The 12077-nt window shown below is 41.7% G+C and carries 10 protein-coding genes; 7 read left to right on the top strand and 3 right to left on the bottom strand.

Annotated elements, in window-relative coordinates:
- Nucleotides 1-17: 17 nt before the first annotated feature.
- Entirely contained in the window at nucleotides 18-3908 is a 3891-nt protein-coding gene (locus tag AO382_RS00670; RefSeq protein ID WP_064617294.1) for an AAA family ATPase, read from the top strand.
- Between the two features lie 83 nt (nucleotides 3909-3991).
- Here the strand turns inward: AO382_RS00670 and AO382_RS00665 are convergent, their stop codons facing one another.
- From AO382_RS00665 to mnmG, 3 genes are all read right to left on the bottom strand, one after another.
- Nucleotides 3992-4453, bottom strand: coding sequence for a hemerythrin domain-containing protein (locus AO382_RS00665; RefSeq protein ID WP_064617292.1), 462 nt, complete (start codon nucleotides 4451-4453; stop codon nucleotides 3992-3994).
- Nucleotides 4454-4660: 207 nt separating this feature from the next.
- Nucleotides 4661-5632 (bottom strand): AEC family transporter, encoded by a 972-nt coding sequence (locus AO382_RS00660; RefSeq protein WP_404932969.1) that lies wholly within the window; start codon nucleotides 5630-5632, stop codon nucleotides 4661-4663.
- A gap of 83 nt (nucleotides 5633-5715) precedes the next feature.
- Nucleotides 5716-7608 (bottom strand): tRNA uridine-5-carboxymethylaminomethyl(34) synthesis enzyme MnmG, encoded by a 1893-nt coding sequence (gene mnmG / locus AO382_RS00655; protein ID WP_064617290.1) that lies wholly within the window; start codon nucleotides 7606-7608, stop codon nucleotides 5716-5718.
- A 210-nt stretch (nucleotides 7609-7818) separates the two neighbouring features.
- On the opposite strand from mnmG, the gene AO382_RS00650 reads away from it, so the two are divergent.
- The 6 genes from AO382_RS00650 to AO382_RS00625 all read left to right on the top strand — a co-directional run bounded on the left by AO382_RS00650 (nucleotide 7819) and on the right by AO382_RS00625 (nucleotide 12070).
- Nucleotides 7819-8007 (top strand): NF038104 family lipoprotein, encoded by a 189-nt coding sequence (locus AO382_RS00650; protein ID WP_064617288.1) that lies wholly within the window; start codon nucleotides 7819-7821, stop codon nucleotides 8005-8007.
- A gap of 178 nt (nucleotides 8008-8185) precedes the next feature.
- The gene (gene rplM / locus AO382_RS00645) at nucleotides 8186-8617 is read left to right on the top strand and encodes a 50S ribosomal protein L13 (RefSeq protein ID WP_003657573.1); all 432 of its coding nucleotides are present in this window, start codon (nucleotides 8186-8188) and stop codon (nucleotides 8615-8617) included.
- A gap of 9 nt (nucleotides 8618-8626) precedes the next feature.
- Entirely contained in the window at nucleotides 8627-9013 is a 387-nt protein-coding gene (rpsI, locus tag AO382_RS00640) for a 30S ribosomal protein S9 (RefSeq protein WP_003657574.1), read from the top strand.
- 518 nt (nucleotides 9014-9531) lie between these two features.
- The gene (gene petA, locus AO382_RS00635) at nucleotides 9532-10116 is read left to right on the top strand and encodes a ubiquinol-cytochrome c reductase iron-sulfur subunit (RefSeq protein WP_064617286.1); all 585 of its coding nucleotides are present in this window, start codon (nucleotides 9532-9534) and stop codon (nucleotides 10114-10116) included.
- Nucleotides 10117-10139: 23 nt separating this feature from the next.
- Entirely contained in the window at nucleotides 10140-11345 is a 1206-nt protein-coding gene (locus AO382_RS00630; RefSeq protein WP_181878888.1) for a cytochrome b, read from the top strand.
- Complete coding sequence (locus tag AO382_RS00625) at nucleotides 11345-12070, top strand: cytochrome c1 (RefSeq protein ID WP_064617282.1); 726 nt, start codon at nucleotides 11345-11347, stop codon at nucleotides 12068-12070. The genes AO382_RS00630 and AO382_RS00625 overlap by 1 nt, the downstream gene beginning before the upstream one ends.
- The last annotated feature ends 7 nt before the right edge of the window (nucleotides 12071-12077 follow it).

Here is a 12077-nt window from a genome sequence, read left to right as displayed (position 1 = left end):
TTAAAGGTGAACTTAAAATGAAAATCTTAAAACTTACCTTTGAAAATATCAACTCCCTAAAAGGCAAATGGCAGATAGATTTTGAAGATCCTGCTTTTAATAGCCACGCTTTATTTGCCATCACAGGTCCCACAGGTGCTGGCAAAACAACGATTTTGGATGCCATCTGCTTAGCCTTGTATGGTGAGACGCCTCGTCTGAATGTTTCTGCCACGCATAATGAGCTGATGAGTATTGGCACCGCCATGGCTGCGAGTACCGTTGTTTTTCGTGCTAATAATAAAATATATCAAGTCAGTTGGTCGCAGCGCAGAGCTAAGCAAAAAGTCGATGGTAATCTTCAAGCCGTCAGCCGAGAGATCAGCTTACTTGAGCACGCCGATGATACGCATGGAAAAATCCTTGAAGAAAAAGCAAGCTTGGTCAATAAGGAAATTGAGCGTATTTTGGGCATGAATAAAGTCCAATTCACTCGATCGGTCATGCTTGTACAAGGCGAATTTGCGGCATTTCTACAGTCGGACGCCGCCGAGCGCGGTCAAATTCTTGAACAAATTACAGGCACGCACATCTACGCCAAAATCGGGCAAGCAGCCTTTGAAAAGCACAAAGAACAGCTTAATTTATTAAAAAATCTACAAATCAAACTGGGCGAAGTTCGTTTATTAAATTCAGAAGAATATGACCAATTAATTGAGCAAATCAGCAAAGTCACAGAACAAAAAAGCTCGCTTGAGTCTCAGATTAAGCTTGTCAGCGATCACCAAAAAACTGCCGATGACTATCAAACTTTGAATAAGGAAATCAATCATTATCAAGCAAAGCTGATCGAGCATCAAGAAGACTTAACCAATTTTGAACCAAATATACAACGCTTGAATCGCGCTTATAATGCCAAAAATTTGCAGCCACTTTACACAGTGTTTCATGAGCAGCATCTTGAGCAGCTCAATAAAAAAGAGCAGCTCGTCGCATTTAACGCACGTCTGAACGAAATACATTTAAGCCACCAAAAGCACAGTCAAGCGCATGATCAATTTCAAGAAAATATTAATAAATTAAATAATGATTATGAAATTTTAAAGCCAAAACTACAAGCGGCTCGTAGGCTTGATCAGCATATCAGCGCTTTATATAAAGAGCAGCAAAGCCTCATCCAAACCCTTGAAAAAACAAAACAAACGCATTCATCCGCGCAAGAGCTACTCAAAGAAACCCAAGCCAATCAATCAGCTTTGGTGAAAGATATTGATAGTATCCAACAAAAAATTAGTCGCATTGATAGCGATAACATAAATGAAAAATTACACCTATGCAATAATCATATCTCACAATATGATACGCTGCGGCGCGCGATAACACACGCTCATCAGCAGCAGCTTCAGCGCATTGGGACATTCAACATTCGTCTTGGCGAGCTTAAGGATAAGCGAAAGACTTTTAAAGCTATCGGTGAAGCTCTACACTCTATCGAGAGCCAAATTATCGCTATAAATGATAAAATTATTGATAAATTAAACTTAAATAAAAAAGATATTATTAATGTAGATATCCTACAAAAAACCATAGAAAATCAATACGCAAAAATCAAGCAGCAGACACATATTCTGCATACGCTAGATCGCATCTATGAAAATTATGAGCAATACACACTTATTCAATCTGAAATCAGCGACACCAGTCGCAAGATGAGTGATCTACAAACAGAAAAAACCAACATCCAAACTGCTTTAGAGACACTCTCTCAAAAGATCGAACAAGCGAGCGAGACTCATAAAGCGGTCTTGGAAAATTATGAGCTGCATAAGCAAATTTTGCATATGAAAGCGCACTTTGATCAGCTCAAAGATGGCGATCCTTGCCCGCTTTGTGGAAGTACTGAACATCCTTTTAAGTCGCAGCCCAATCACTTGGACGGTAAAAACGCTGAACTTACCAAAGAAAAATTATTATTGTGCGAAACCAAGCTCAATGAACTCAATGAGACCGCCAATCAGCAAACGACCACATTACACAAGCTACAGGTGACTTTGGATGCTCATCAAGATCATTTGAGCCTTGCACAAAATAAAAGCAAGCATCTGCATCACGATCTTAATGCCACATGGCAGACGATCGCAGGTGAGATAAACTCAGATAATTCAACCACCCTGCCAAGTAAAGGTGAAATTGATAAATTGATTAAAAATAGTCAAGATAACATTCAACATCTTGAAGAAACTTATCGGCTAAGCAGTGGGCTTTTGCATGAACTAAATCAGCTGATCGCTCAAAAAGACAAACAGGCGATTAAAAAAGAAAATCTAAAGGCTAACGGTCTAATGCTTCGTGATAATACAGAGATGCTGATGCGCGAGATCTTTGATGCCAAATCGCATTTTTGCGATCAGCTATTAGCTGCATTTAATCAGCTGATCCAAGCACAAAGCACCATTAGCATGCCAGATGAGTTTAGCGCCATTAAACAGCATCTATCCGAAATCAGCACTTGGTATGATATCATCGCACATCACACCCAAGGCAATGTCCTACCGAATGCTGAAGACTTTAGTCTGAGCGTATTAAAGCTTAATGAAGAAGAATTTGACCAAGTTTGGCGCACTTTATCCAGGACTCAGCACTCACTTGAATCTCAAGCCAATCAAGCGATGGCGCTGAATGATGATCTTTTGGAGAAACAAACCAAGCTTATCCACTTAGATGCACAGATCAACGCACACACCGAAAAAATTCAAGAACTTACGCCTTTAATTGATGAGCTAAACCGCACTTTGGATGACAAAACTCTTGAAATCAAAACCCAAGTCACTGAGCGCACCGCTCTGCTGGGTGATCAAGATCCTGACCAAACCGAAAAACATTATCAAGATCAACTCACCAAAGCCAGAGCGGATCTTGATAGTAGCACCAAAGCTTTGCATGATAATCTGACCGCCTTACACGCCCAAAAAGCAACCATCGAAAGCTTGGATCTTAGCATCACAGAATTGACTAATAAGCTTGATCAAAGCAAAGCAGCGTTTGATGACGCACTGATGGCATCGGAGTTTGGCACTCAAGATGAATTTCTAACAGCGATGATCTCAGAAGATGAGCTGATTGAGCTCAAAACCGCACATGATACGCTCATCAATCAACTAAACCAAGCGACAATATCAATCAATAACTGTCAAGAAAAACTTGATAATTTAATCAAATCAAACCCTAATGCTCATCAATTCAAGCTTGAAGATTTACACACAGAGCTCATCAATCTGCAACAACAGCTAGAGAGCATCAACCAATCTATTGGCGAGCTTAACGCCATCAAAAATAGCGAGCTTCAAAACCGTCAGCGGCATACACAGATTCTTAAAGACATCCAACGCCAAGAACAAGAAAATTCAATTTGGGCAAAGCTTGATATGCTGATCGGCTCAGCAGACGGTAAAAAATATCGAAACTTTGTGCAAGGTTTAACACTGGATTTGGTGCTACATCATGCCAATCAAATTTTGGCAAAAATGAACGATCGCTACCTGCTCACCTTTGATGGCGATAGCTCAAAGGCGCTTGAAATCTTAGTGACAGATCTTCACCAAGGCGATGCGGTACGCAGCAGTAAAAATCTATCAGGTGGTGAAAGTTTTATCATCTCACTGGCTTTGGCACTCGGTTTATCGCAGATTAATAGCCAAAATGTACAAATTGAATCACTATTTTTGGATGAAGGCTTTGGTACACTGGATGAAACTGCTTTAGATTTGGCGCTTAATACCTTGTTTGAACTACAACAAAGCGGTAAAAGTATTGGTATTATTAGCCATGTCGCCAGCCTAAAAGAACGCATTGATACCCAAATCATCGTTGAAAAACACGCAGGCGGATATAGCACCTTACATGGTGCTGGTGTCAAAAACCTTTCTTAAATCAAATCAACCTTAATAATAAAAAACCTTGTTAGCCATAACAAGGTTTTTTATGAAATCGCTACTATTTTAATGTGTGATGATTACTCATCATTATTACGCTCGAAATGGTTGTGTTCCACTTCATAAAGTGCACCTAATCTTTCTTGCTGCTCTTCATCCAATAATTTTTTAGCTTGGATAAAAAACTTCTTTTCTTCTTCTTTTAGATGATGTCGTAGCTCATGGATTAGGGCATGGCAAGTTTCTTTCCAAGTATCATCACTGATACGCCCATCATTTAATTTATGCATCATCTCATCCATTTCATGATGTTCAGCAATGGCATGACGAGATAAATCCAGCCCATCATCATATTCCATGACAGGTGTATACAGATGACGCTCTTCGGCGGCAGCATGTGCCTGTAGCTCGATCTCAAGTTCAGGGTAGACTTTTTTGGCAGCATCAAGGTCAGAATCCATCAGCGATTCAATCTTATCACACAATTTACGCTGTCTGTCATGTGATTCGGTTAGGGCTTGAAAAATATCTTGTTGGCTCATCATAGCATCCTTATCATTATTTGGCTTAATACCAAACGGTATCAGCTAAGTGTATAAAAAATTTTAATGAATTTTAATGGTTTAACCATCTTTCATTGGATTATTCTTATAATAACAATTTAGCCCAAATTTACCACTAATCATTTGTTGTGTTTGTGCTACAGTTTGTATACACAGAAGTTTGTATACACAAAAAAATAATAGAGGTTAAGCCCAGCCAAGCACCCTTAACAATGCCATGCCCACCGCCATGCCAATCATCCCAAAGACTGTCGTAAACCCCAAAATGTTTGCTGCCAGTACATCATTACCGCCCATCGCCTTTGCCATCACATAGCTTGCGGCAGCTGCTGGACTTGCTACCATTAAAAATAACACGCCAAATTGCAAAGGTTCTAAGGCAAACACCACACCCACCGCCACCGCTAAGAGTGGTGCAATGACAATACGCCCAATGCTTGCCTGCATGGACAATCCTGATAAGCTTATCATGGATTTGATATTCAAAGTAGCACCAGCACAAATCAGTGCAAGTGGCAATGCGACCGCCCCTAATAATCCGCCTGTTTTATTAATAAATTCTGGCAACATGGGCAAATCAAGTGCTTTATAAACAAAAGCAGACACCAAAGCGATGATCAGTGGATTTTTGATGATTTTGATTAAAATATCTTTAGCTTGCGTGAACAATCCGCCCGTGTTTTGAGTGGTGCGTGACAGCGTGATGACCGCCAAGATATTATATAAAATGGTGATGACGCCCATATAGACTGCACCCACGCCCAAACCTTCGCTGCCATAAGCATTAGAAACGGTTGTAAGGCTGATGATTGCCATATTTGAGCGAAACACCCCTTGCACAAATACGCCCTTATCTTTAAGCTCGCTGATAAAAAATTTGGCGTAAATTTCCGCCAAAAAAAACAGCGTAAAAGTCGTGATAAATCCTGCCAACAACAGCTTAGACTGCGCCAAAATCTGCACATCGCTTTTTAGGACACTAAAGAATAACAAGCAAGGCAAGCAATAATTAAACACCATGCTCGATGCCACTTCGATGAAATTTGCATTCACCACACCGCGCCGCTGCATACCGTACCCCAAAGTCATCAAAGCAAGGTTTGGAAAGACAATGACAAATGCAAAACCAATGGCAGCAAATAACTCTTGAGCACTCACAGTGTTAGACTCACGCGTTGTTTTTTATATTAATTTAAATGAATGGCTGACAAAATACAATCATTCATTTGATCAAAGACCTATTAGCGCTTCATCGCAGCTTTTTGTTTTTTAAGGGTCATGGCAAGCAAATTGATCGCGGCAGGCGTAACGCCGCTGATACGGCTTGCTTGACCCAATGTCGCTGGTCGCACCTGTGAGAGTTTTTGGACAATCTCATTAGACAAACCCGACACGCTCACATAATCAAAATCAAGGGGCAGCGCTGTGTTTTCAAGGCGTTTCATCTGCTCAATTTCTTCATTTTGGCGATCGATATAGCCTGCATATTTGACGCCAATTTCAATCTGCTCACCCACTTCGGCGCTCACTTGACTGTTAGATACCAAAGCAATGTCAGAAAAATTAATAGTAGGACGCTTAAGCAGATCCAGCAATGAATTTTCTTTGGTCAAAACCTCGCCTGTATTAGCCATAAACTCTTTACCGATGGCATTGTTTGGTGCTGCCCAAATGTCTTTTAGGCGCGCAGTTTCTGTGGCGATGGCGTCCATTTTTTGATTAAATTTATCCCAGCGCTCATCATCAACAAGACCAAGCTTGCGCCCGATGGCAGTTAGGCGCTCATCGGCGTTGTCTTCGCGCAAAAGCAGGCGATGCTCAGCACGGCTGGTGAACATCCGATAAGGCTCTTTGGTGCCATGAGTAATCAAATCATCCACCAACACGCCCAAATAAGCCTCATGACGCTGCGGGGTCCATTCTTCTTGATTGGTTGCTTGGCGCGCGGCATTTAGTCCAGCCAGCAACCCTTGAGCGGCAGCTTCTTCATAGCCTGTTGTGCCATTGATTTGACCTGCAAAATACAAACCGTCAATGGATTTGGTTTCTAGCGTGGGTTTTAGATTTTGTGGATCAAAATAATCATATTCAATGGCATAGCCTGGACGCGTGATGTGCGCATTTTCAAGCCCTTTCATACTATGAATAAAATCAACCTGAACATCAAATGGCAAACTGGTCGAGATGCCATTTGGGTATAATTCATGCGTCGTAAGCCCTTCTGGCTCAATAAAAATTTGATGGCTGTCTTTATCAGCAAAACGGTGAATCTTATCTTCGATACTTGGACAATAACGAGGTCCAACACCTTCAATTTTACCGCTGAACATGGGGCTGCGATCAAGATTAGCACGGATAATATCATGCGTGCGTTCATTGGTATGAGTGATATAGCAGTTAATTTGGCTCGGATGCATTGATACATCACCCATATAGCTCATGACAGGCAGTGGCGTATCACCTGGCTGCGGCGTCATCACGCTAAAATCCACCGTTCTTGCATCAATGCGCGCCGGTGTACCAGTTTTTAGGCGTCCCACCGGCAGCTTGAGCTCACGCAAGCGATCCGCCAAGCGAATCGACGGCATATCCCCCGCTCTACCCCCGCTTTGGCTGTCTAAGCCAACATAAATCACCCCGCCCAAAAATGTCCCTGATGTCAGCACCACGGCACGCGCACCGATCCGCACACCCGATGCCGTCACCACCGCCACTGCTTTACCATTTTCAATAATAATATCATCTACAGGCTGCTGAAATAGATCAAGATTAGGCTGATTTTCAAGCGTATGCCGAATGGCAGCTTTATATAAGATACGATCCGCTTGCGCGCGCGTGGCTCTGACCGCCGCCCCTTTTCGACTATTGAGCACCCGAAATTGAATGCCTGCCTTATCTGTCGCCAGTGCCATTGCACCGCCCAAGGCATCAACTTCACGCACCAAATGCGACTTACCGATCCCACCAATGGCAGGATTGCAGCTCATCTGCCCCAAAGTCTCAATATTATGCGTCACAAGCAAAGTCTGTGCGCCAGTTCGAGCTGCTGCCAATGCAGCTTCAGTGCCTGCATGACCACCGCCAATGACGATGACATCATAAGTTTTGGGATAATTATAAGTGGTTGCATTCATGGGCTTTTTTCCGATAGACTTGCTTTAATAGGCAAAATCAGTGATTTGATAAAAACTTGCTATTTTAACACAATTTAGGCGATAATTTCACAAAATCAATGATGTCAAGCCGCTTAAATTTCAAGATTTACTTAAATTAGCCAAACATCTCTTGCTAAATGTGACCGAAACATTTAATATATTAAGCCATTCATGTAAGCCAATCATTCTATGAAATTTTTTCCTATATTAGCCATGCTCATGACTTGCACCTTACTGAGCGCCTGCGTTCATAAAGTTGTCACTGTACCTGCCAAAATTGCCTATAAAACAACCAAAGGTGTTGTAAAAGGTACTGTCGCCATCGGTAAAGCAATCATCCCAGGTGATAGTAACGATAAAAAAGATAAGAAAAAATAACCATGTCATCGGCTAAAAACTTTCAAAATAACGCTTGCATAACGCCATAATGATTTGATATAATTGCAACTGTTTTTTGAGAGCCCTTCGTTTCCCCAAATCTAAAAACAAGTAAAATCAAGCTTAGGCTTGACATTTTTATTTGTATTACTCTCAAACTCAACTAAATAGGTTTTATATGACTACTACTATCAGTGCCAAACCCGCTGAAGTTGTACATGACTGGTATGTCGTGGACGCTGAAGGCAAAACTCTGGGTCGCCTAGCTTCTGAGATTGCTTCTCGTCTTCGTGGCAAGCATAAGCCATCGTACACTCCACATGTTGATACAGGCGATTATATCGTTGTTATCAATGCTGACAAAATTGCTGTTACTGGCAAAAAAGCTCAGGATAAAAAATACTATCGTCATACTGGCTATCCAGGCGGTATCAAGGAAACCAACTTCACTAAACTTCTTGCACACAAGCCTGAAGATGTGTTGTTTAAAGCTGTTAAAGGCATGCTTCCAAAGGGTCCTTTGGGCTATGCAATGATTAAAAAGCTAAAACTGTATGCAGGTACCGAACATCCACATACAGCTCAGCAACCTAAAGCATTAGACATCTAAGGAGACATTATGGAACGCAATTACGGCACTGGTCGCCGCAAAACTTCTACCGCTCGTGTCTTCTTGTCAAAAGGCACAGGCAACATCGTTGTTAATGGCAAATCATTGGACGAATATTTTGGTCGTGAAACTTCACGCATGGTGGTGCGTCAGCCTCTAGAGCTACTTGAGCTTACTGACAGCGTCGATCTTTATATCACTGTTGTTGGTGGTGGTATCAATGGTCAGGCAGGTGCAATCCGTCACGGTATTACTCGTGCATTGATTGAATCTGATGAAAGCCACAAGCCTGCACTTAAAGCAGCTGGCTTTGTAACTCGTGATGCTCGTGAAGTTGAGCGTAAAAAATTGGGTCTACGCAAAGCTCGTAAACGCCCACAATTTTCAAAACGCTAATTCACATTTATCGTTTCAAAAAAGCTCTCGATTTATCGAGAGTTTTTTTATACTTATTTTTCATCAGTTCATCAATCAAATGATCATGGTGAGTCAAAAATACCTATCATTCTTATTGGTTTAATGACAGTTGTTGCAAGTGCTAAATTTCTCAATTTTGAGTTGAAACATTTGCAAATTTTTGAGTGTTTTATCAGCTTTAGTGCAGAAAAAATTTTTAAAATATGGTAACATTATAGAGATAATTTTTTACGAAAATTTTAATTATATTAGTTTTTCAAACACCTTTTATAAGCTAGTATTTTATAAAAATACATTTTCGTTCAATCACTCAATTTTTTTGCGACTTTTTTGATAAGTTTGTAAAAGAGTAATTTATTTTATTACAAAAATAGCTTAAAATAGTCATATTTAGCAAAAATAGGCACAGCAAATGTGGCAAATTTAATAAAAGTGTTTTATTATAGCCACACACCCAGTATGGGAATATTCCCATTCTTTTTCTGGAGGAAGTTTTAATGAGCCATGCCGAAGGCGTGAATGTTAAACGCCGTAGAGTCCTAATCGCAACCACAGCTGCCATTGGAGCGGTTGGTGTTGGTGCGATTGCCACCCCATTTGTGCGATCTTGGTATCCAAGCGCCAAAGCGGAAGCTGCAGGTGCCGCTGTCGTTCAAGACATTTCAGGCATTGAAAACGGTCAAATGATCACCGTTAAATATCGCGGTAAGCCCATCTTTGTTGTCAGACGTACTGAAGAAATGGTGGCAAATCTAAGCAAAGTAACCCCAAAATTAAGCGATCCAAATTCTGAGGCTTCAATCCAGCCTGAAGAGTGCAAAAACGAAACGCGCTCCCTGCAGCCAGAACTTTTGGTAGTGGAAGGTGTGTGTACGCATCTTGGCTGCGCACCGACTTACCGTCCTGAAGTAGGCGCGGCAGATTTGGGTGGTGCTGATTGGTTTGGCGGTTTCTTCTGTCCTTGCCATGGATCTTTGTATGATTTGGCTGGGCGTGTTTATAATGGCGTACCCGCCCCTACAAACCTACCTGTGCCAATTTATAGTATCGATGGCTCAATCTTGACCGTTGGGGAGGCTTAATCATGAGTATTGCTAAGAAGTTTATGAGCTGGGTAGACGCACGCTATCCTGCCACAGAAACTTACGAATACCATATGTCCAAATACTATGCACCAAAAAATTTCAACTTTTGGTATTTTTTTGGTGTCTTGTCAATGGTTGTCTTGGTGAACCAATTGGTAACAGGTATTTGGCTAACCATGATGTTTAACCCAAGTGCTGAAGGTGCATTTGCATCGCTTGAATATATCATGCGTGATGTTAAAGGTGGTTGGCTGATTCGCTATATGCATTCAACAGGTGCATCGGCATTCTTTATCGTTGTTTATTTACATATGTTCCGTGGTTTATTGTACGGCTCATATAAAAAACCGCGTGAGCTGGTTTGGCTGATCGGTATGGGCATCTACCTATGCTTGATGGCTGAAGGCTTTTTTGGTTATTTACTCCCTTGGGGTAATATGTCTTATTGGGGTGCTCAGGTTATCTTAAATTTACCTGCTGCCATTCCGTTTATCGGTGATGCTTTGGCTGAATGGGTTCGTGGTGACTATCTTATTTCTGGTATCACTCTAAACCGCTTCTTTGCCTTGCATGTTATCGCCATTCCTTTGGTGTTGGTTGGTTTGGTATTCATGCACTTAGTGGCATTGCACCATGTTGGATCAAACAACCCAGATGGCATTGACATCAAAAAACTCAAAGACAAAAATGGTGTACCGCTCGATGGCGTTCCATTCCATCCATACTATACTGTGCATGACATGGTCGGTATTGTTGTCTTCTTTATCTGTTTCTTTGCTGTTGTATTTTTTGTACCTGAGGGGGGTGGTTACTTCCTAGAAAAGCCAAACTTTGAAGTTGCAAACGCCCTGAAAACGCCGCCCCACATTGCGCCTGTATGGTACTATATGCCGTTCTATGCGATTTTGCGCGCGGTACCGCATAAGCTGGGTGGTGTCATCGCTATGGGTGCTGCAATTGCCGTATTGTTCGTGCTGCCATGGTTAGATCGTTCGCCAGTACGCTCAATTCGTTATAAAGGCATTTTATCAAAAATTGCATTGGCGATCTTTGTTGTAAGCTTCATCATTCTAGGCTACTTGGGCGGTACAGCTTCAACACCAACAGCTACCATCGTGGGTCGTATCTGTACAGTCCTATACTTCTTGTACTTCTTACTGATGCCATTTTATACATCAATTGAGAAATGCAAACAACCACCTGAACGTGTTACCGGAGGTCACTAATGAAAGCGCTTAATTCACTGATCAAATTTGGTGCAGGTGCGGTATTGGCAACGGCTGGTGCTTTTGCCAGCACCAACGCCCTAGCCTCTGGTGGTCATGGTTGTGGTGAATATACCGAAGCTGATGGTACGGTTATTACCTTAGAATGTAGCAAAGCTCCAATTGATTTAACCAACAAAGGCTCACTGCAACGCGGTGCTGCCATGTTTATGAATTATTGTGCAGGTTGCCACTCAGCCCAATATGTGCGTCATTCAAGATTGGCTCAAGATTTAAACATCCCACCTGAGTTGGTTGAAAAATATTTGCTTGTCACAGGTGATGCGATTGGTGACCATATTAATGCAGGGATTGATCCAGAATTACAAGGTCAATGGTTTGGTGCTGCGCCACCTGATTTATCGCTAGAAACTCGTCTGCGTGGTGATGACTGGGTATATACTTATTTACTGTCATTCTATGAAGACCCGAGCCGTCCTTGGGGTGCTAACAACCTAGTACTTGCAAACGCTGCAATGCCTCATGTTCTTCATAATCTACAAGAAGAGTTGGGTAAAGAAGAATATGAAGCGCGCGTTGGCGATTTGGTCAACTTTATGGCATGGATGGCTGAACCTGTCCGCCATGACCGTAAGATTTATGGCGCCTTTGTGATTTTGTTCTTATTGATTTTATTAATTCCAGTTTATCTGCTCAATAAAGAATTCTGGAAAGATGTCAAATAAAATCCTT

This window comes from Moraxella catarrhalis (assembly GCF_001656295.1).
GTDB lineage: Bacteria > Pseudomonadota > Gammaproteobacteria > Pseudomonadales > Moraxellaceae > Moraxella > Moraxella veridica.
Note: the sequence above shows the minus strand (reverse complement) of the source record. Positions and strands in the feature narration are given on the sequence as shown.